At 58.7% G+C, this 22,244-nt stretch carries 11 protein-coding genes; 4 read left to right on the top strand and 7 right to left on the bottom strand.

Annotated features, from left to right (window positions below; all coding sequences use genetic code 11):
* Positions 1 to 24: 24 nt before the first annotated feature.
* On the bottom strand, positions 25 to 4,050 hold the full coding sequence (locus tag NZK35_RS12830; RefSeq protein ID WP_259632933.1) for a DUF1553 domain-containing protein: 4,026 nt from the start codon (positions 4,048 to 4,050) through the stop codon (positions 25 to 27).
* Between the two features lie 317 nt (positions 4,051 to 4,367).
* On the opposite strand from NZK35_RS12830, the gene NZK35_RS12825 reads away from it, so the two are divergent.
* Positions 4,368 to 5,402: a hypothetical protein gene (locus NZK35_RS12825; RefSeq protein ID WP_259632932.1), complete on the top strand. Its 1,035-nt coding sequence runs from the start codon at positions 4,368 to 4,370 to the stop codon at positions 5,400 to 5,402.
* Positions 5,403 to 5,646: 244 nt separating this feature from the next.
* Positions 5,647 to 7,209, top strand: a complete 1,563-nt coding sequence (locus tag NZK35_RS12820; RefSeq protein ID WP_259632931.1) for a sulfatase family protein — start codon at positions 5,647 to 5,649, stop codon at positions 7,207 to 7,209.
* A 7-nt stretch (positions 7,210 to 7,216) separates the two neighbouring features.
* Here NZK35_RS12820 and NZK35_RS12815 read toward each other — a convergent pair whose 3' ends face one another.
* The gene (locus tag NZK35_RS12815; RefSeq protein WP_259632930.1) at positions 7,217 to 7,750 is read right to left on the bottom strand and encodes a carboxypeptidase-like regulatory domain-containing protein; all 534 of its coding nucleotides are present in this window, start codon (positions 7,748 to 7,750) and stop codon (positions 7,217 to 7,219) included.
* 218 nt (positions 7,751 to 7,968) lie between these two features.
* Between NZK35_RS12815 and NZK35_RS12810 the strand changes: the two genes are divergently transcribed.
* A complete protein-coding gene (locus tag NZK35_RS12810) occupies positions 7,969 to 15,990 on the top strand; it encodes an isopeptide-forming domain-containing fimbrial protein (RefSeq protein WP_259632929.1) in 8,022 nt (2,673 codons plus the stop codon).
* A 170-nt stretch (positions 15,991 to 16,160) separates the two neighbouring features.
* Here NZK35_RS12810 and NZK35_RS34680 read toward each other — a convergent pair whose 3' ends face one another.
* Complete coding sequence (locus tag NZK35_RS34680; protein ID WP_259632928.1) at positions 16,161 to 17,474, bottom strand: TMEM143 family protein; 1,314 nt, start codon at positions 17,472 to 17,474, stop codon at positions 16,161 to 16,163.
* A gap of 31 nt (positions 17,475 to 17,505) precedes the next feature.
* Between NZK35_RS34680 and NZK35_RS12800 the strand changes: the two genes are divergently transcribed.
* On the top strand, positions 17,506 to 18,204 hold the full coding sequence (locus tag NZK35_RS12800; RefSeq protein ID WP_323379636.1) for an HAD family hydrolase: 699 nt from the start codon (positions 17,506 to 17,508) through the stop codon (positions 18,202 to 18,204).
* A 56-nt stretch (positions 18,205 to 18,260) separates the two neighbouring features.
* Here NZK35_RS12800 and NZK35_RS12795 read toward each other — a convergent pair whose 3' ends face one another.
* The 4 genes from NZK35_RS12795 to NZK35_RS12780 all read right to left on the bottom strand — a co-directional run bounded on the left by NZK35_RS12795 (position 18,261) and on the right by NZK35_RS12780 (position 22,241).
* Positions 18,261 to 19,604 carry an FAD:protein FMN transferase gene (locus NZK35_RS12795; protein ID WP_259632927.1) on the bottom strand — a complete coding sequence of 448 codons (1,344 nt, stop codon included), beginning with the start codon at positions 19,602 to 19,604 and terminating at the stop codon, positions 18,261 to 18,263.
* A gap of 56 nt (positions 19,605 to 19,660) precedes the next feature.
* The gene (gene nqrF, locus NZK35_RS12790; RefSeq protein WP_259632926.1) at positions 19,661 to 20,881 is read right to left on the bottom strand and encodes an NADH:ubiquinone reductase (Na(+)-transporting) subunit F; all 1,221 of its coding nucleotides are present in this window, start codon (positions 20,879 to 20,881) and stop codon (positions 19,661 to 19,663) included.
* A gap of 75 nt (positions 20,882 to 20,956) precedes the next feature.
* The gene (nqrE, locus tag NZK35_RS12785) at positions 20,957 to 21,595 is read right to left on the bottom strand and encodes an NADH:ubiquinone reductase (Na(+)-transporting) subunit E (protein ID WP_197456193.1); all 639 of its coding nucleotides are present in this window, start codon (positions 21,593 to 21,595) and stop codon (positions 20,957 to 20,959) included.
* A 19-nt stretch (positions 21,596 to 21,614) separates the two neighbouring features.
* Entirely contained in the window at positions 21,615 to 22,241 is a 627-nt protein-coding gene (locus NZK35_RS12780; protein WP_259632925.1) for an NADH:ubiquinone reductase (Na(+)-transporting) subunit D, read from the bottom strand.
* Positions 22,242 to 22,244: the final 3 nt, after the last annotated feature.

Genomic DNA, 22,244 nt, shown 5'->3' with positions numbered 1-22,244 from the left:
GGCAGGGGCGGGTGTGATCGATGATCAGCGAACATAGAGAAACTCCTGGAACGACAGTAACGCGCGAGCCAACTCGGACCAGGCCTGCCCCGTCTCGCTGAGCTTGGATTCCGGAACTGAATTCCATCGACGGCTCAGTTCCTGCAACGACGCACGGTCCCGTTGCATCGCATTTCGTTCGGCTTCGGTCAGTTGTTTCAGCAGGACTTCTTCGGAAACGAACGATGCCGAATTCGACGCCAATGCCGCGATCTGTTCCGCCGTCAACGCACGGTCATAAAGCCTCGCCTGCAGGATCGTACCGGAGAGTAAGCGATTTCCGCCCGCGGGCAGGTGCCGGATCCCGAATCCGACGATGGACTCGCCGGGGGCAAAGGTCAGTGGTCCGCGACTGCGATACGATTTCCCATAAGGCTGGCCGTTGCGATACCCGACGATCTGACCCTCCGCGTCATAGCTGATCGCAACCTGCACCGGTTGGCGATCAGCCGACGACTCCTCGGGGCCGCCAAACGGTTCGGTGCGTTGAAAGCTGTTGCTGCCGGCGAGCCACTGCCGGCGATCTCGCTCGGCAAACACGATCGCATCAAACAACACGCCATTTTTGGATTGCAGCGTCATCGCCCCGCCGCCACGCTGGTCCAAATCATCCAGCTTCACCCAAACCTCCAACGTCTTCTGTGACAGCGGGACGTCGATCGGACCGGTCAAGGCATAGCCGCCACCGGTCACGATCAAACCCTGGTCGGATTGCCGCGCACCATTCTTCAGCGTCACGTTCGCACTACCGACATGATCGTTCAGCCCCGTCGTGAAGTCCCAACGACCGATCGGCGCGGGCACTTCGACTGTTGATTGCTGGCCGCCGGGTTCGGCTTGATCGACAAGCCGCTCGCGGGCCACTTGCCACCGCGCGTCGATCGCTGATTCGAACTGGTTGATTTGTCGTTGCAACTCGGCTTTCTGTCGTGTCCTCTCCGCAACGACGAAACGCATCTCGTCCAAGAACGTTTCCGATTGGGCGATTTCCTGATCCGATGGCCGCCGACCGAACGCATCGAGGAACATGCGGACGATGCCGTTGCGGTCGCCGCCGGACGCAGCCCCTGCGAGGATTCGGCTTGCCCAATCATTGGCGACGTCGGCGATTTGGGCATCATTCATCATTGCCAGCGATTGAGCGGGAACATTCGTCACGTCCCGCCGACCGACGCTGCTGAACGGCTCGGGAAAATCAAAGGCGCGTAGGAAGGGGTCCAAATCATTTCGGATCACCCGCACATAAACGCTTCGTCGTGGCGAAGTGGCCCCGACGGGCGCGCCAAACGGCCGGTCGTCCAATCGCCCCGAGACATTTAACAGCGCGTCCCGAATCGCTTCGGCCTCCAACCGGCGCACGTTCGCCCGAGTCAACAGCACATTCTCCGGGTCCGCTTTCTCGACACCCGGCTGCGGCATTGATGAGCGTTGCCAGGTTTCAGACGTCAGGACGAGCCGGATCAATTTCTTGATCGACCACCCCTCATCAGCGAACCGGATCGCCAGCCAATCGAGCAGTTCGGGATGCGAGGGCGAATTCCCTAGACGGCCGAAATTATCCGGCGTGGAGACAATCCCTTTACCAAACAGATGGTGCCAAATGCGATTGACGATCACACGGCGAGTCAACGGATTGTCGTCCCGCAACAGATCCTCCGCCAGCTCCGCACGTCCGCTGATCGGCGATTGATACGCGCTGTCATCGATCACTTCGAGAAATCGTCTCGGCACCGGATCCGCCAACTGCTTGTGATTCCCGCGGACCATCAGCGGCTGGTCGACTCCCTCGGATTCATCTAGACCGGGAACACGCGTCGGCACGGGAATTTCGTTTTCGAGCTTTCGGTACTGGCCCACCAATGCGTTCAACTCGGGAAGCCGATCCAACGAATTCGGCAACGCACCGGTCCGCAGACAGTCGTTTAGCAGGATCGCTTGGGCGTCCGTCATCGAGCCCGACTGCCACGCCACCACGGCACGTTTGATCGACGAACGCAACAACGACTCCAATTCCGACCAATCGCCGGGCACAACGACCTCGGTTGCGGCGGCGGCACCTGCGGACTGATCAGACTCGATCAACGCCAAGAACCCTTCCGATGCCGGCTTGGGAACTTCGCGATCGTTGTCCGTCACCACGACCCGTCGCACGCCGAACCACGACCGCGGCTTGTCGGATGTCAACAAGGGTGCGTCCATCGCGGTCGCCAACTCCAGATGAATTGCGTCGCCGCTCCAGTACGACAAATCGAAGCGTTGCAGTTTCCAATCGCCGTCGAGTCGAGTGACAGGATAAACGGTCCCGCTGCGCGGATAGTCCTGAACCACGTAGCGCAAGCTGGCATCGCCGGCGCCGATCACCTCGGCACAGATCGCCTGGCCGTCTTTCAATTCAAAATCGGGTGATGTCAGCCGCCCGGGATGCTTGGACGATAGCCCGTGCGTGTAGACGCCCGCCGGATAGATGCCGGACAAAATCGCCTCGCCATCGACGTCCATCGAAAACTGCCCCGCGGCTGTTTCTCCCTCCAGTCCCAAGCCAGACGAATACCACTGGGATCGCGCATCATCATCTCTCAAATCCCAGTTCTCGCTTGTCGAGTCCGTGAAGAACCCGTCAAACGTCTTTCGATGATTCCATTGAGACTCCACCGTCTCGGCCCAGGCCACTTGAAAGGGGGTTCCATCGGAGACCTTTTGGCGTAGTCCGCGCAAGACGTTGACCAATTCGACCGGCTTGCCGGGTTTCGAATCTGAATCCAACAATCGCTCAATCGCCACCTTGGATTCGACCAGCCACTGGGAGGCGACCGATTTGCGGATCTGCGTTTTCAGTTCCGCCAGCGTCTCGCGGTGAAGTTCTTGTTTGGACTCCAGGTCGATCACATGCCGTCCCGGTCTGCACGAGGCCAGGACACCGAACAACGCGTAGTAATCGGCTTGGCTGATCGCATCAAATTTGTGGTCGTGACAACGGGCGCAGGAAACCGTCAGCCCCAAGAATGCTTTGCTGAAGACATTGATTTGATCATCGATGAAACGAACCTTTTCATCCAAGGCGTCGGTGGGTGCGAATCCATGAAACACCATCCGCCAATGTGCCGTACCGATGATCGACTCGTTGATCCCTAACTGCGGATTGATTCTCGGTTCGGGCAACAGATCGCCGGCGACGTGCTCCCGCAGCAGCTGGTCATAGGGAACATCTGCGTTGAGCGCGCGAATCAAGTAGTCACGATAGTGCCAGGCGTTTTGAATCCGCGGATCGCCTTCGCTGCCGTGGGACTCGGCGTAGCGAATCCAATCCATCCAATGTCTCGCCCACCGCGGACCGAATTGGTCGCTCGCCAACAGCTGGTCGATCAGTTCCTCGACGACCGCGTGACGATCGGGTGCATCTTCAATCCGTCGTGTCCAACTTGTTGCCTGATCGGCTGACGGCGGCAGGCCAGTCAACGTCACGAACAAGCGACGAACCAGGGTTGCACCATCGGCAGCGGGAGACGCCTGCAACCCGTTGCGTTCCAATTCATGGTTGATGAAGCGGTCGATCGGATGAGGCGAATCGTTTTCGTCGGCGGGCGGCTCATTTGCGACGATGGGCTGGAAGCTCCACCACTGTTTTCGCCGCTCCAACTTTTCGGCCCACGAACGTGACGCTTGAAGTTCCTCATCCGATGGCGGTTTGTCGCGGGGATCGGGCAGCCCGATGCGAATCCATTTTTCAAAATCACGAACGATGGATTCGTCCAGCTTGGGCCCTCCCTCGGGCATCTCCAGCCCGTCGATTTCGTGACGCAGCACCTTGATCAGCCGGCTTGAGCCCGGCTCGCCCGCGACGACGACCGCGCCTCCGTCACCGCCACGCAGCACCGCGTCACGGTGATCCATCACCAATCCCCCCTCGGACGAATCGACAGAGTTGTGGCACGGATAACAATGCTCGACCAACACCGGCCGAATCTTTGCCTCGAAGAACTCCAGCTCCGCCTCCGAGATCGTCTTGGCCATGGCGAGGGGACTGAAACCGCACGCCAAAAGGAGCATGAATGTCAAACGCATCGAGATCTCGATTCAGAAATTGCTTTGAATTTCGCCAGCCTAGCCCACCATCGAACGCCGAGCAAGCTTTGCGCGGATCGCCCCGCGTCACCGGTGAAATCGGGAAAACCGTTACAGATCTTCCAATTGGTTGCCGATCAATCTTGACAAGGGGGAAGGCCATCGTCCAACCGCATGCGCGGGTGCATCCCATTGCATCCCGCCCAGCGATAGCCGATCTCCGTTGTTTCACGCTGATGATTTGATCCAAACCAACGGAAAAAGCGATGACAAACTCGCTCAAGGAAACCTTCGCCGCCGTTTCGAAATGGTGCGGCCGAGGCCTCGCTGTCACCTTGTTCGCAGGCCTGGCGAATTCAGGAACCGATGTCAACGCCCAGCGTCCTGTCGTGCCCGGAACTGGCAGTGAAATCGTTGGCGTCTCGGACGATTTCGAGGACCCCAATTGGGGTTATGTGCCGCAGAACCCCAAGAGTACCGAGGACATTGACGAAAACCAACGCGGTCCGATGGGGCGTAGCACCAACGGTCGCTGGTACGAAGGCATCAAACGCGGACATCCCGACGAAGTCAAACGAGTAGCGACTCCGCCGGGCGGAATCCCCGGCAGCACCGGAGCGCTGTTGATGCGAAGCAAGTTTACCGGCATCCCCGGCCGGCCCAGCGGCACCATGCACCAAGACGACTTCGTCGCAAACGTCCAATACCGGCTGAAACGACGGATCGACATCGCCGAAGTCCCCAGCGTGACGACTCGAGTCTTTCTGCCGCCGGTGGAAAGTTGGGAAAACCGCAGCGGACCGCATTTCGGATTCCGCCTGGCGTTGGAAACCACCGCGATGGTCGACAAGGAACGGGGCGTCGGAATCTTCAAACGCACCACCCAGGAAATGGGCAACGAAGTCTATTGGCCCGGGATGTTCGTTGAATTCGAAAGCAAGTCCACCACCCGCAAGGATCACGACTACGCGTACCTGCGAATCCGCGGCAACCAACGCGGCGGCGACTTCCGCGGCCCCCAAATCACGACCACCGGCTGGTGGACACTGGGCATGAGTGTCACCCCCGACGGAATGGTGCACTATTATGCTTCGCCCGGAGTCGATGACTTGACTGAAGACGATTACATCACCAGCCAGTTCCCGTACGGTTATCGCGCTGAACGCTTCCGAACGTTTTTCTACAACGTTTGCAGCGCCGACGACGGACAACGCTGGAGCACGACGTTTGTCGTCGACGATCCGAAGGTCTACGTGCTGCGACCCAAAGGCCAACGCATCGCCACCCGACCCGCACGCTAGTGGCGTAAGCTTCAAGCTTGCGACCCCAGCTGCGCAAGCAGCCCAGTGGCGTAAGCTTCCAGCTTGCGACCCCAGCTGCGCAAGCAGTCCAGTGGCGTAAGCTTCCAGCTTGCGAATCCCGGCTGCTCCGGCAGCCCACCTGCCAGAATCTCCGAAACGCAAGCTAGAAGCTGACACCACTTTCGGTTTAGACTACGGGGCTCTCGATTGTCTATTCCCGCGGAATTCGGAGCCCACCCCCAAGATGTTCTTCCAGACGCGTTTTCTCACGCCAGCATTTTCTATCGTGCTGGCGTTTCTGGTTTTGTTACACCCCGAAGCACGGTCAGCCGAACTGCCGGCGACGCCCCAGCGCGAAGGTGTCAAGCCGCGTAACGTCGTTTTTATTTTGACCGACGATCATCGCTTTGATGCGATGGGGTTTGCCGGACATCCGTTTCTGGAAACCCCGCACCTGGATGCGATGGCCGCCAACGGTGCGCATCTGAAGAACGCCTTCGTCACGACCAGTTTGTGTTCGCCGAGTCGCGCCTCGATCTTGACGGGGCTGTACACCCACAAGCACCGTGTGATCGACAACAATCGACTGGTCCCCGACGGGACACTGTTTTTTCCGCAGTATCTGCAACGTGCGGGCTATGAAACGGCGTTCATCGGAAAGTGGCACATGGGCGGCGACCATGATGATCCGCGGCCCGGCTTCGACCATTGGATCAGCTTTCGCGGCCAGGGCAATTATCTTCCGCCCGGCCCGAAGTACACGCTCAACGTGAATGGTAAACGCGTCAAACAAAAAGGCTACATCACCGACGAGTTGACCGACTATGCCGTCGATTGGTTGAAGCAACGCGATGGTGACGAGCCGTTCTTTTTGTATCTGTCGCACAAGGCCGTCCACGCCAACTTCACGCCCGCCAAGCGACACCAAGGGCGTTACGCCGACGCCGACCTCAGTTTCCTTCCCCGCGGTGAGAACATCAAAGCAGAAAACGACGCCCCGCGCTGGGTCCGCGACCAACGCAATAGCTGGCACGGAATCGATTTCTCCTACCACAGCGATAAGGGATTGGATTATCTCTACCGCCGTTATTGCGAATCGATCTTGGCCGTTGACGACAGTGTCGGCCGCGTGGTGCAACAACTCAAAGACATGGGCGTGCACGACGACACTCTGGTCATCTACATGGGCGACAACGGGTTCATGTGGGGCGAACACGGCTTGATCGATAAACGCGTTTCCTACGAAGCGTCGATCCGCGTCCCGATGATGATGCAATGCCCGAATCTGTTTGAAGGCGGCAAAGTGATCGAAAACGTGATCGGGAACATCGATGTCGGCCCCACCATCCTGCACGCCGCCGGCCTGCAGACACCCTCGTACATGGACGGCGAAAGCTTCCTCGACATTCCCAACAAACCCGATTCACCGTGGCGTGACTACTTCTTGTACGTGTATTACTGGGAGAAGAACTTTCCGCAGTCACCGACGCAATTTGCACTGCGGGGCGACCGTTTCAAGTACATCACCTATTACGGACTTTGGGATGTCGACGAACTGTATGACCTGACGACCGACCCGGGTGAAACTAAAAATCTGATACACAACCCCGACTACAAGTCGGTGGCCAAAGAAATGGAAAACAAGCTGTACGCCATGCTCGGAGACGCCGGCGGAATGGACATTCCGATGAACCAGCCCAAAGGCAACAGCCAAAACAAACGCTGGGACGATCGTGGAGGCCATGAGGCGGCGGATTTCCCCAAATCGATCGTCGTCGACGAACCGATCAACCGCCAAGCCCAGTAGTTAGTTTTTACGAGCTTTCAACTTCAACGTGACCACGGTCACGTCGCCGGGTTCCACCGGGCAGCACGACGCGGCCCCGGATCGCCCCTCGGCCGGGATCCGGATCGTCAGACGAGAGCGCGCGAATACCGGGCGAGTCCGTTTCCGGAGGTGCCGCGTGGTCACCATCGACGGAAAAATTAACTTCCATCTGTTCCGCCGGCCCGATCGACACCGTTTGCGTCTCCCACGAAGCCCCACTCGAAGTCTTGTGGGAATACGTACTGATGCGCACGGGACGATCGATCGGCATGCCGTCGATGGAGTACTTCCCGTCGTTGTCGGTGAGTTGCCGCATGGCCGGCTGCAGGCTTTGGTGGCCGATCAGTAAACCGACGGGGTTGCCCGTAACGGGTTGGCCGGCTCGATCAACGATCCGCCCATAAATTCGACCACCTGTGTCCAATTTGCCCCCATCGTTTTGCCCTCTCCCGCCGAAGTGCCAATGCACCGGCTTTGGTGTCCCCTGCAACGCCGAATCGTTACAGACGTCAAGGATCACCTGATTGACAGTCCTCGGCTAATCGCGAGGGCAAACCCGTAAGTTTCCCTCCACTGAGGGTTTACCCCCAGCCGTTATCAACAGCAATCGGCATCCGGTGGCCGCGCGTGCCGCACGCAAACGGCCCACCGTGACTGGCGATCTCCCCCCGAACTATTCGGCAGCCGGCGCCTCCCCAACGTTCGTCGACTGCACGGACCCGTTGAACGATGACGCGCATGAATCTCTCCCAAAAGCCGCGCCGACGGCGACTGTCCGAACAGCTCGAAGACCGTCTGCTCTTCGATGCCGACGTAGCAGATTTCATCGCACTCGATGCGACATCGTGCGACGCCGAGATCGCTAATCCGGATCGTCCAGACGAACGAGCGCCGGAAATCCAGACCATTTCGCATTCCACCGGCCCCGCCCAGACCGACGCAAAGCCACTTTGGGGCGACACGACGGAGAGGCAAAGGCTTGGCAAATTGTCCCCGGCGACGGCACCGACACCAAACGTCTCCCTTCAACTGCCTTCAGAAGCGTTTCTCAACGAAGAGTTTCAATTCACCGTCAAATTCGACAACACGTCAACGACACCATCGGACGCCGGTTTCGCGCCCTACTTTGATCTGCACGTACCGCAAGGAATTGGCGTCAACCATGCCGCCATCTTTGGCGGGACATTGCCCCCGATCGTGGCAGGCCGGTTCAATGTTGATGGAGACCTTGTCGACGATGGCGGCAATCCGATCCTGCATCCGGTGACGGGACAAGCGGTGACCGGCACTGCCGGCGACACCTTGCTGGTGTACCAATTGCCGTTTGGTAGCTTTGTCCCCGAACAGCCCGATGCCACCGTTCTTTTGAATGCAACGCTCAGTAAGGCAGACGGAGCGTCCGTTGGCACGCCGCTCGATCTGTCGGCGGTCGGTTTCTTCGCATTGGGAAACGATCCGCTCGACAACCGATTGACCGACCCACCGATTGTGGGCGCAGCGGTGACAGCGTCTGTCACGCCAACGGTTTTGCAATTGGTGAAAACCAGTGACGCCGCCGAGGCGGAGCGGAGCACGGGTCCAAACTTCCCGATCACCTACACGCTAACGTTAAAACTGGCACAGGGCGAAACGGTCGAACAGGTGTTGGTGGAGGACGTTCTGCCTCACTCCCACGTCTATGTCCCCGGCTCACTTCAGGTCAACACGACGGGCAGTTATTCGACGACGGAGCCCACTGCGGGATCGCCACCAACTCCACCCGGGAACCGGCTCGCTGTCGAACTGGGCAACCTGACGGGTTCCGGCGGGGTCGACGCGGTGATCAGCTATCAAGCCTGGATCGACAAGATCGATGCGGACGGCAAGCCGGTCTTGGATGGTTCAAGTGGCGACGACAAGACCGCGGTGAATGATGCACGGGTCGCCGGGGTCTATCAATCGGCACCGCTTGCCGACAACGACGACTCCACCGACACCACCGTTTCGCAGCAATCGTTGTCGATTCAACAGTCCGTCTCCATTGTCAACGACACCGGTGCACGCGGTGCGACTCCCGGCGACACGCTGGAATACGTCATGCACCTTCAAGTCTCGGACTATTTCGAGTTCGCCGACCTGGTCCTCCAAGGCACTTTGAGCGACGGACAAAGGTGGGACGATTCCTTCCAGCCGCTGTTTGTGATTCGTGAGCAAGGACTCGTTTCCAGTGGAACATTCTCTCAAACGCAGCACTCGGTCACCAAATTGGCATCGGGCACTGGGGCGACCGAAGTTCGGTTTGACCTGGCGTCGGCCATCAGCGATGGCGTCCTGACGGGCGACCTGTTTGACGATGCGGTTTCCGACGGCGGCACGACGGTGGAAATCCGTTTTCGGACCGCCATCGAAGAAGACTTCACGACCTATTTTCTGTCGGGAGACCGATCGGTCGATGCCGGCGATCCGTTAGCCAGTTCTGTCACGGTGACCGGACGCGTGCGCGACGGACTCAGCGACACACAGTTCGAATCGGATTCCAGTGGCACCGGCGTCTCCATCGTCGGCCCGGCGATCAGCAAATCCGTTTACGCCATCGAAGGAGAACCGGACAAGCGAAACGACCCGATCATGGCTGGGCAATCGATCACGTACCGACTCGCGTTTTCGATGCCCACCGCCGACTTCGAAAACTTGATCCTGACCGATTTCCTGCCGCTGCCCATCTACAAGGCCACCGAAGTCACTGCGTTCGCTGGCGGTGGATCTTCCGCCACACCGCCGCCTGCGGGCATGTTCAGCTACGGTCCGTCGCACACGTTAAATCAGGTCGCATCGGCCACGGATCCTCCGACGCTGGCGGTCGATGGTGACTCCAATAGCGTGCGATTCAACTTTGGAAATTTTGATGTTGTCAACAGTGACGCGGAAACCATCGAAATCCTGTTCACCGTCACCGCCCAAGACATGCGATTTGACGACGGGTTGTTGTTAACCAACCAGGCGATCGCGACGTACCAATTGACCACAACGGAAGTCCGCTCGTCGAACACGATCACCCAAAACCTTGCCGCGGCGCCCGAAATGACGATCACCAAGGGAATCGTGTCGACCGATGGCACCAGCCCCAGTTTTACTTCGACGCCGGCGCCGACGGCGTTCGCGTCGCCCGGGGACACGGCAATCCCCTTTACCGGTCGGATCACCGGAGCTGATCTGGCCGCCCATCCGATCGATGCCAATCTTCGCGACGTCGATGCGGGGGATCGCGTGAAGGTCGCGATTGCGATCGAAAACTCGGGCGGCGCCGACGGTTTCAACTTAACAATTGTCGACGCTCTGCTACCGCAGTACGCGGTCGCCGCGTCGGGGCTGAATTTGCAAGTCCATCGCGGCGATGGCACGGCGCTGCACTTCACCGGCGACCTATTTACCACCGGAATCGAGATCACAGACCCATCGGCCGCGGAGGGCGCGATCCGAAAACAGACCGACGGGGGCAGCAGCGGATCCAGCGTGATCATCATCAGCTACGATCTTGAGCTCAGTGAGGACGTGGAGATCAATCAGACCTACCAAACCTCTGCCGAGATCATCGCCTACGGTGCGATCGACGGCGGAGCGAATCATGCAGACGGCTTGCCGGCGGGGTCGCTCGCCGACGATGCGACGATCACGGTCCAAAACGTCGCGACGCACCATTCGATCCTGGCAACCAGTGAGGCGCACACCAGGTTTACCAGTGGCAACGAGCGAGTCGCAATCGGCGAAGTCGTCCGCTATCAAATGGTGGTCGAAATCCCCGAAGGTACGTTGCCGGATCTGGTGATCCGCGATCGACTGCGGAGCGGAATGCAGTACCTCGATGATGGCACGGCCACGTTGGCCTTCCTTTCCGACGCCGGCATTTCCTCGGCGAACGGATCGGCAACATTGCCGGTCGGTCTCGGCGATGCCGCAAACTCGGTCGGCAGCACCGTGACTTCACCGACGTTCGCATTGCCGGATGTCAATGTCGGTTCAACCAGCAGCCTGCGAACTGATATCGATTCCTACAACAACGGCACCGATCCCCAGTTCAAGCTCGGCACGCTCGTCAATCGAGACAACGACGCGAATGCCGAATACATCGTGATCGAGTTCAATGCCCTGGTGCTCAATCACCCCTCGGCACAAAAGAACACGCTGTTACGAAATGACTTTCAACTGTCGATCAACCCGACGGAGCAGCCCGGGCGACAGACCCTGCGAACCAGCAATCAAGCCAACACGCGCGTCGTGGAACCGACGATCGACGACTTGACGATCCGTGTCTCTCCACCGGACGCGGACGCCGGCGACAAGGTGACGTTCACGATCACGTTTAGCAACGACGCCACCGTAAGCAATTCGGACGCCTTCGAAGCTCGGCTGACGAGCCGATTGCCCGACCAATACACCCTGCACCCCGGCACCATCCGAGTCCAGAACAGCGGTGGATTCGGAACCACCACCGACCACTCCAACGGCAATCACGTCGACATCGCGTTGGACCAGATCCCCAGCGGCGGTCGCGTGACGGTGACCTTCGACGCGACGCTCGAACGATCCGTGCAGCCGGGTGAAGCTCTGATCACGCCGGCGCAACTGACCTACACCAGCTTGCCGGAATCGGGGACCGTCGGAAACCCGACCGGCAGCGATCTGCCCGGTGGATCGGGCAGCGCTCGCGGCGAGCGAACCGGCACCGGCGGCGTAAACCACCATTTCGACAACGCGTCGGCGTTGCTGACCGTGTTTCCGCCGACCATCTCCAAATCGCTCGTCTCGACCGGTATCATCGACACCAACAACGGGCTGGCGGAAACCGTGATCGGCGAGCGGGCCACCTATGAGTTGGTGGTAACGATTCCCGAAACCACCATGAACCGCGCGGTCGTGGTTGACACGCTGGAACCTGGGCTGGTCTTTGAAAGTCTGGATGCGGTGGCCGTCGATTCGGCGATCGTGACAGATCGTTCCGGTCCGGTCACGCCGCAGATCAGTGGACAACAGGTTCGTTTCGATTTTGGGAATCTGACCAACGCTCCCAACGATGCCGCCCCGGAAACCATCACGATCCGTTACACCGTGCGCACCGACAACACCGCCGGCAACCAAGGCGAAGCATCCGGGACGGTGCTGTCCAACGCGGCGAGGGTGACATGGGACCTCAATGGTGTGACCCGATCGACCGCCAGCGCCGTGGCCGATGTCATCGTGATCGAACCGGAATTAGAACTTGTCTACGTGGCCTCGCCGCACCAGGTCGACGCCGGCGATCGCGTGACGCTGGATTTGGTCGTTCGCCATACCGCGTCCAGTGACACCGATGCGTTTGACGTCATCCTTTCGGAACACCTGCCCATCGAGCTGCAGCACGTCTCGTTGGTTTCAGCGATTCATTCCAGCGCCGGCGACCTGTCGTCGCTGTTCGACCTGTCGCCGCGCACCAAGACCATCACCACCATCGCTCCGGCGGGATTTGATCTGCACAAGGGCGAAACGTTGACACTTCGAGTGACCGGCGTCGTCAGCCAATCGGTCAACCCCGCACAAACGCTGACCGTCAATGCGGACGCCCGCTGGACCAGCATGGACGAGGCCACCGCAGTCGAACGCACTGGGGAAGGGGGCGTCAACGACTATCGAGCCACCCGCGCGACCGATCTGCACATCATTCGTCCGTTGACGACCAAGGAACTGGTGGGAACCAGTATCACCGACGCCGGGAACTCGACGACGGAAGCCGTCATCGGAGAGCTGGTCCAATACCGGATCCGCGTTCAGATTCCCGAGTCGACGATCGACGACGCGCGAATCATCGACACGTTAGACCCGGGACTGGAATTCGTCTCCGTTGACAGCCTTGCGGTGACCAGTGGCGGCGGCGCGACCAGCATCATCACCGCCGACGGCGTTCCGATCGGTCCCCCCGCCACGTACCATGCATCTGTCGTCGGACAGCAATTGACGTTCGATTTTGGACAAATCATTAATCCCGACGATGACAATTCCGAGATCGAATCGATGGAGATTGTCTACACGGCCCGAGTCGTCAATGCGCCGGTCAACCAACAGTCCCAGACCCTCAGTAATCACGTGCAGTTCGTTTGGACTCGTGGCGGCGTCTCGGCTGCGACGGCGGTCAGCAGCGCCACGGATGTGACGATCATCGAACCTCAGCTCCGTCTTGACGTCACCGTCAGCGATCACACGCCATCCTTAAACCAGGTGATCCGCTACGCGACGACGATCAGCCACACCGCTGGCAGCAATGCGACCGCCCACGACCTCTCTTTTTTGGACACACTACCCGCCGGAATGAAGTTGCTGGGTGTGACGGTCACGGGAGCGGCGCTCGAATTTGACAGTTCCGATTCGGGGTCGGTGGCGCTGCTGTTGGACTCGTTGCCGGTTGGACAAACCGCGACGATCCGATACGACGTCCGCATCACCGACAGCCACGCCGCGATCACCAACACGCTCCAGAATGATGCCGTTGTTCAATGGACATCATTGCCGGACGGGCTGTACAGCGGAAACAACAGCGAACGCGACGGCGACGGTGGCCACGCCGGTCAAGACGACTACGTGGCCCAGGCACACGAAACATCGACGATCATCCATCCGCTGGTGGAGATCACGCAGTCGACGATCGCAACGACACCGGCGGCATCGGGAACCACCGGCAATGTTGACATCACTTACGAGTTGACGGTCACCAGCACCGGCAACGATCCACTGACACAGATTGCGATCGACGAAGACTTCTCGACCCTGTTCGGCAACGGATTCGTCAGTGTAGTGGTCCCCCCGGCCGTGATCCACACGACGGCAGACCGTCCCCTGACGTTAAATACCGCCTACGACGGGACCTCGATCAATCCCTCCATCGTGGACAACTCTGCCGGCGTCTTCAATCGCGTGCTGCAAGGCGAATCCGTGACGATTCGATTCACGGTAGAAGTCGATCCGGATGCACCAGGCATCTCGGTCGACAATGGTTCCATGATCGCTCAAGCCCAGGTGCGCGCTTTCGGGGAGGTTTCTGGCTTGGCCGCAGTCGACTTGAGTGATGACCCGGATCGTCCGACGAATGTCGAACTGGATCCGATTGCCGACAACGAGCCTGACGATCCAAACATCCACCGGATTCCAATGCTCGGTCTGACGAAACAAATCATCGGCTCGCCCGTCCCGTCGGCTAGCGGGGTGTCGGGCAACTACGACGTGACCTATCAAATTCGCATCGAAAACAACGGCTCGACCCCCTTGGAGGAGCTGGTGTTGGTGGAGGACCTGCGAGACCATTTGGGACGCGCTTTCGTCGGAATCGTCTCGGCACCGTCCGTGATGGACGGTGATGCCAGCGACGTTCCGAAATTGAATGCCGAATACTCCGGGCAGGGTACCGGGACGTCGCTGATCGACGCCGCCGAATCGGGCCGATTGGAATCCGGCCAGTTCCTGGTGATCCGGCTCACGATCGAAGTTGATCCCGATGCTCCGGAACGCAGGCTGGATTCGGTGCGCGACGACGCCAGTGGCGATTTCGAAACCCAAGCCGTCATCACGGCGAAAGATCCGGCGACAGGCCAAATGGTCTGGGACCGGTCGGACGACCCCACCGATCCGACCAACGTCGATGGTGATCCGGCCAACCCCGATGACCACAGCGACGACGACAATGACCCCGACGATCCGGTGTCGCTGGAATTCGTGGAAATCGGCGTCGCCAAACGCGTCACGCACGTGCAGCGGGTCGGGATGTCGTCGCTGGTGACGATCCAAATCATGGTCGAAAACACCGGCACGGTTTACTTGGAAAACATCGAACTGCTCGACGATGTCAAATCCCAATTTGGAGACAACTTTGACTCCGTCGTCTCCGCCCCCACCATCGTCGCAAGTTCTGCGACGGTCGATCCGAACCTCCAGCCCGGGTACGCTGACAATCCATCACAAAACATGTTTGACGGCAGCAGCGGACGTCTCGCACCGGGCGAGCAGGTTTTGGTGCAACTGGTGGTACAGGTCAAACCGACATCCGGTCAAGCCGACGTACACTTGGTCAATCAGGCGATGGCGGCGGGCATGCCCGTCGACGCTGCGGGCCGCCCCGTGTTGAATCAATCCAACCAAACGATCCGACGTGTGACCGATTGGTCGGACTCAGGCGCCGATCCTGGCAGCAACAACCCCAACGCACCGGGTGACACCGGCGGCTTTGACGATCCGACGCCCACGTCGCTGACCTACTTCACATTTGACGGTTTCAACAGCTTCAGCAACCCGTTTGACGTTGCCAGGCAATACGAAAGTGAATTCACAGTGATTCCCAATCGGTTGCTCAGCCAGCAGATACCACGGCTTGTCGCAGACCCGATCTTTTCGGGTACCGCACGTCCGGGAGCGAGAATTCAGGCAACGCTCTACGATTCCGACGGATATCAAATCGTCAGCGCATCCGTCTTCGCGGACATGGGCGGCAACTGGATGATGCAATTCCAGGGTTTGGATCAGGAAGAAGAGGTGCGTGTGGAGTTCGAAGAAATCAGCACCGCGGCGGAGACGTTTGCGAGCACCGGTGACAGCTTCGACGCCCTGGGATTACCCCACGGACAAACACATTACCACTCCCTGCAACCTTGGACTGCCTACGACGACCGGTACGAATTCAATGCCGTCTATTGCGGGTCAGCTCGACAGTCGCTTGCCAAAGGGCATCGGCATGCCAATCGGCCGATCGGATTTGGCGGGTAGGGAAGCGGAGGCGAGTGGGCAAAACGATGGGGGGCAAGACGATGGGGAGAGGGTGGCAGAATGATACGGGGCAGAATAATGGTATGCGGGAGACTTGAGGAGTTTGCCCGATGACTCTGTCCTCATCGTTTTGCCCCCATTGTTTTGCCCCCATCATTCTGCCTCCCCCATCATTCTGCCACCCCATCATTCTGCCGCCCCGTTTCCTCCGCTCCTGCAGAGCCCGCCCCAGTCACAAGACATAGCTTCTGATCGATCGTTTCTGTCACCAGACCGAGTTGCAACAGTGTTTCGAGCGCTCTGTCGACTCGGAAATCAATTTCGACCTCAATCGCCTCACGGATCAATCGCTCGCATTTGCGTCTCAGTCTTCGCCGGCTGATCGGTTCGGCTTCTGTCGCCAGTGCGTAGTACGCCAGTGAGGCTTCGTTGGTCGATTGACGGCCGGCTTGTTGGATGATTTGAAACGCGGCGCCGGCGTTGGTATCCAGCTTTTGAAAGTAAAGGTTCCGCGTCAGATCCAACAGATAGCGATTCTTGGTTTGGAAGTAGCTGAAAAAACTTTTGACACAGTAGCCGATCCCGGCGAGGATCAAACCGATCACCAGGGCGGTGGAGTAATAGGCGGCCAACGCAAGGGTGACCAGCACGAACCGCGAGATCTTTTGCAGCGACAACAGCCATCCACCCAGGCTGGGCGCGATCACCTTGACGCGATCCAGTTTGCTGAGCCGAACTTGCGTGCCCGGCAACAACATGTCCACGTCCTGTTTGGGAATGTTTTTAAAAATCCGCAAATGGAACTGCCCGGCCGAGAGCATTTCGCCACGCTCGTGGTCTTCGGCCAGTTGAAAGAGCACCACGAGCCGTTGGTAGATGGCGACATCGACCATCTCCATGCGATACAGGTTCTGCAGACGTCGTTTGTATCGCCGCCCGATGATGTCCCCGCGGGCATAAACGGCCAGTTGTTGAAAGAGGCCGAAATTCGCACTCATCGGGACACCCCAATGGCTCGAAACCCCGACGCATTTCTCGATGTCCTCCTGGCTTAGCTTCTGGTAGGCGGCATCGGCCAGGATCTGATCACACAACTCCATCAGCCGCTGGGAGTGATCGACGACCTGCTCGCTTTGCAGATCAATCGGAATTTTGCAATCGCTGTCCGGATCCACCGCGTGGTACCGATCCGAAAATTGGGCGTGGTACTGTGACGTCTTCGCCGCCACGTGGTCACTGATCTTTTGGACCGCGGATTGAAAGGCGTCGCGTCCGGCTGGATCCAGTCCGGCGGTTTTCTCCGCCCGATTGCTCAGGTACTCGACCAAGGTCTGTGTTTCGATCGGCAAGAATGGCTCGATCGACCAATGCGTCGCGTCCTCGTCGATCCACCCCGACGTACTGACTTCGCTGATCCCACGCGTCAGCGGGCCTGTTCCATCGATGGACCAGTTGGTAAGAATTCGGTCGACCGATCCAGACACGGCAATTGCGCAAAAGCGAAAAGGGACAGAAATGGCGACGCCGCCACACCGAGTATTTGAACCGATCACCCAGCGAGATGATAGCGAGCCGATTCCCGCGGTGGCGGGAGTCGCCCTGGACATGGACGGATTGCTGTTCGATACCGAACGGATTTATTGGCAAGTCGGCGACACGATTTTACAACGACGCGGACACCGCTACAGTGCGGCCCTACAGGCACGGATGATGGGGCGGATCGGTACGGCAGCCGTCCAGCAAATGATCGATTATCACGCCCTGGACGATTCCGCGGAAGAGTTACTGGCCGAATCGGACCAGCTGTACGGCGAGCTGTTACCGGGACTGCTGCGGCCGATGCCGGGATTGGAAGAGTGGATCGAACTGCTGCAACACAGTGGCGTTCCGTTTGCGTTGACCACCAGCAGTCGCCGAAAATGGGTGGACGTGATCTTCGCCGAACTGCACTGGCGGCAATCACTCACCTTTGTGTTGACCGGCGACGACGTCCGCCAAGGCAAACCGCACCCGGAGATGTACCTCACCGCGGCCGAAAAATTCCAGCTTCAACCGCAACAGATGCTGGTGCTCGAAGACAGCGGCAACGGCTGCGCGGCGGGCGCAAACGTCGTTGCGATCCCCAACGAGCACACGCGTGAACAGGACTTCAGCGGCGCGATGCTGGTCGCCGAATCGTTACTGGACCAGCGGTTGTGGCAACTGCTGCGCTAGCGGCAAACGGAAGAGAGATTCCGGCAACGCAAGCTGGACGCTTACGCCACTTGTCTCTACCTCGCCGACTGTTTGGAATCCGATTGACTGGAGTCCATCTTTTCTCGCAGTTCCTTGCAGGCGTCGGAGGGATTGCTGCACAGGGAGCAACTGGTGCTGCCGTCTTCGTTCGTTTTGTTCGCCAATCCGCCGCAGGAACCGCTGATCGATCGCCGACCGAAAACGACTCCGATCGCCATCGCGAACAGTAAAATCGAAAACACGCCGAAGGTCAGGATGGCGATCGGTACCAGTGCCGCCAACCAACTGGTGGTTTCCGCCGTATCGGGCGTCGCCTGGGCGTACTGTGCCAAAATTCCGGTGCCCACCATTTGATACTCCTTCGCCCCGCTGCGCGAGACGAGCAATGCATGAAGGTTGTTTTGCGTTGCGATCGCCAAGGCAGGCTCCGGTCCCAGCACATTCAGGGCGGTCGCCCAGCCATCGGCCTGCATGCAGCTTTTGGCGATCACGGTCACCGATGCGAGATCGTGTTCCACGGGTGAACCGGTCCGCGGATCGATGGTGTGCGAATACCGTTTGCCGTCGACGACATACACGTTGCGGTAATCTCCCGACGTCGCCATCGCGTTACCAGCCGGTTCGTTCTGCAACATCGGATGGGCGATCATCACGGTGTCCTTGGCGGCATCGGGCAATTGGATACCGACCTTCCAGGCGCCGCCGGGCTTGTCGCCGCTGGTCCGCACCTCGCCACCGATTTCGACAAACACATCCCCCGCTCCGAGCTCAGCCAACTTGTCGACCACTCGATCGACACCGTGCCCCTTGGCGATCGACGAGAGATCAATCTGCAATTCGGGGATCCGTTTCCGCAGACTCGGCGGAGCGGTTCGAACTTCCAGATTCTTGTAGCCGACCGTCGCCATCAGTTTTGAAATCGTGTCCGGGTCGGGAACCGCCGACGAACGTTCCGTGGGACCAAAATTCCACGCGTTGACCAGCGGCGCGACCGTGATGTCAAACGCGCCGTCCGTTTTCTCGGCGATCGATTGAGCTTCTGCGACGACACCGGCGAATTCGACGCTCACATCAAACCACTCGGTGCTGGTCGAGCGATTGAATTTGCTGATCTCCGACGACTTCAAATAGGTCGACATTTGGTCGTTGACACGTCGCAGTTCGGCATCGATGGCGAACCGCAGCGTCTGGTCGTCCACCCCCTCCGCACCGGCGACTTTGACCATGTACGACGTGCCCATCGTCTTGCCGCGGTACTCGCGAATCGTTCGCGGAGCCGATTCGTTCTGGGCGCCCGCCGGAGTGGTATTGAATTCTGCCAGGGGAAACGAAAGAAACGCGACCAGCAGCAATGCTCGTCGCGTTTGTTGGATCATCATGGTTGTTATCGATCGTTGGGGAATGGACCGTGCCGACTCCATCGTCTCAATCAAGATCAGCCGCCGAAGTCATCGTAGGCGATGTTTTCCGGTTCGACACCCAAATCGTCCAACATGCGGAACACGGCCTGGTTCATCATCGGCGGGCCACAGATGTAGTACTCGATGTCTTCGGGCGCCGGGTGCTTGCTCAGGTAGTTGTCCAGCAACACCTGGTGAATGAAGCCTTGGTAGCCGTCCCAATTGTCTTCGGGCAACGGATCGGACAGTGCGATGTTGAACTGGAAATTTGGGAAGTCCTTTTCGATGTCGCGGAAGTGATCGATGTAGAACAGTTCACGCAGACTTCGGCCGCCGTACCAGTAGCTGACCTTTCGGTTCGTCTTTTGCCGTTTGAACAATTCAAAGATATGACTCCGCAGTGGGGCCATTCCGGCACCACCGCCGATGTAGACCATCTCGGCGTCGCTGTCCTTGATGAAGAATTCTCCGTAGGGACCACTGATGGTGGCCTTGTCACCCGGTTTGAGGCTGAAGATCCAGCTGCTCATTTTTCCCGGCGGCAGTTCGGGGTTCCTCGGCGGCGGGGTGGCGACGCGGACGTTCAGCATGATGATGCCTTTTTCGCCCGGATAGTTCGCCATCGAATACGCCCGGATCACGGGTTCATCGACCTTCGATACGAATCGCCAGATGTCGTACTTGTCCCAGTCTTCGTGGTACTCTTCTTCGATGTCGAAGTCTTTATAGTTCGCCACGTGGGGTGGACATTCAATTTGGATGTAACCACCGGCCTTGAAATTGACGTCCTCGCCTTCGGGCAGTTCCAGCACGAACTCTTTGATGAAGGTGGCCACGTTGTGGTTGCTACGGACTGTGCAATCCCATTTCTTGGTGTCGAACGCTTCGGCGGGAACCTCGACGTTCATGTCCTGCTTGACGGCCACTTGGCAAGAGAGGCGTTCGCCTTCGCGAGCGGCTTTCTTCGTGATGTGGTCTTTTTCGGTGGCCAGAATTTCGCCGCCGCCTTCGTGAACCTTGACCTTACACTGGGCACAGGTTCCGCCGCCGCCGCAGGCGCTGGAGACGAACACGCCGGCATCGGCAAGGGCACCCAACAGCTTTCCGCCGGCGGGAACCTCGATCTCTTTTTGGTCATTGATCATGATCTTCACGGGGCCTGACGCAACAAGTTGCGCTTTCGCGCCTAGGATCAAGACCACCAACGCCACCACGACCAGGGTGAACATTGCGATGCCAAGGATTACGGTGCCCATATCGGATCGATTTGATTTGAGGTTTCTGAGTATCGTCTGGTCAAAGTTGCTTTCGCTGAACGTACAACAGCCGCGTTACAGCTGGATTCCGCTAAACGACATGAATGCGAGCGCCATCAGCCCGACCGTGATGAACGTGATTCCTAAACCGCGAAGCGGCGGGGGGACATCACTGTATTTCATCTTTTCCCGAATGCCGGCAAGCGCCGCGATGGCGAGCGCCCAACCGATCCCGCAGCCCAAGCCGTAGGTGCACGACTCGGCGAACGAGTAGTTACGTTCTTGCATGAACAGCGACGCACCCAGGATGGCACAGTTCACCGTGATCAGCGGAAGGAAGATCCCCAGCGTGTTGTAAAGCGCGGGGAAAAACTTGTCCAAGAACATTTCCAGGATCTGAACCATGGCGGCGATCACGCCGATGTAGCTGATAAACCCGAGGAAGGTCAGGTCGACGGTCGCGAAGTAACCGGGCGAAACGGGAAGCAATCCCTCCGCCCACGTCAAAGCCCCTTTCTTGAGGAACCAGGCGTAAATGAACTGGTTGGCCGGCACCGTGATCGCTTCGATCACAATCACGGCGATGCCCAGCCCGATGGCCGTTTTGACGTTCTTGCTGATCGCAAGGAACGTGCACATCCCGAGGAAAAATGCCAACGCGAGGTTTTCGACGAAGACGGCTTTCAGCAAGATGCTGAGATGGGTTTCTATGATTTCTGACATGGTTCTATCCTCAGGACTCTTCGATTTGTTCCGGTTTGTATGCTCGGATCAACCAAATCAGGAAGCCGATCAAGAAAAACGCACTCGGTGGCAACAGCATCAAGTTGTTGGGGTTGTACCAACCGCCGTTGCGGTCCAGCGGCAGGATGACATAGCCCATCAAGGTTCCGCTGCCGAACAGTTCGCGGAAGAACGCGACGAACAACAACACCAGGCCGTAGCCGAGTCCGTTGCCGATCCCGTCCCAGAAGCTCAGCCAGGGGCCGTTCTTCATCGCAAAGCCTTCGGCGCGACCCATCACGATACAGTTGGTGATGATCAAACCGACGAACACCGAAAGCTGCTTGCTGATGTCGAAGAAGTAAGCTTTCAGGAATTGGTCGACGACGATCACCAGCGACGCGATCACGGTCATCTGAACGATGATCCGGATGCTGCTGGGGATGTAGGAGCGGATCGCACTGACGGCCAGGTTGCTGAACGCCGTCACGGCGATCACGGCAACGGCCATCACGATCGATGTTTCCATCTTGGTCGTCACCGCCAACGCGCTACAGATCCCGAGGATCTGCAAGGCGATCGGGTTGTTGTCGACCAGTGGATCGACGATCACAGATTTTGCAGTTTTTTCAGCCATCTC

It is taken from the genome of Stieleria sedimenti, from assembly GCF_025060895.1.
In the GTDB taxonomy this organism is placed as follows: Bacteria; Planctomycetota; Planctomycetia; order Pirellulales; family Pirellulaceae; genus Stieleria; species Stieleria sedimenti.
The sequence above is the reverse complement of the archived record's forward strand: the minus strand, read 5'-3'. Positions and strand labels throughout refer to the sequence as shown.

Coding starts and splice junctions, on each gene's coding strand:
- NZK35_RS12830 (WP_259632933.1), bottom strand. CDS start 4,050: ATGGCCAAGACGATCTCGGAGGCGGAGCTGGAGTTCTTCGAGGCAAAG.
- NZK35_RS12825 (WP_259632932.1), top strand. CDS start 4,368: ATGACAAACTCGCTCAAGGAAACCTTCGCCGCCGTTTCGAAATGGTGC.
- NZK35_RS12820 (WP_259632931.1), top strand. CDS start 5,647: ATGTTCTTCCAGACGCGTTTTCTCACGCCAGCATTTTCTATCGTGCTG.
- NZK35_RS12810 (WP_259632929.1), top strand. CDS start 7,969: ATGAATCTCTCCCAAAAGCCGCGCCGACGGCGACTGTCCGAACAGCTC.
- NZK35_RS12800 (WP_323379636.1), top strand. CDS start 17,506: ATGGCGACGCCGCCACACCGAGTATTTGAACCGATCACCCAGCGAGAT.
- NZK35_RS12795 (WP_259632927.1), bottom strand. CDS start 19,604: ATGATGATCCAACAAACGCGACGAGCATTGCTGCTGGTCGCGTTTCTT.
- nqrF (WP_259632926.1), bottom strand. CDS start 20,881: ATGGGCACCGTAATCCTTGGCATCGCAATGTTCACCCTGGTCGTGGTG.
- NZK35_RS12780 (WP_259632925.1), bottom strand. CDS start 22,241: ATGGCTGAAAAAACTGCAAAATCTGTGATCGTCGATCCACTGGTCGAC.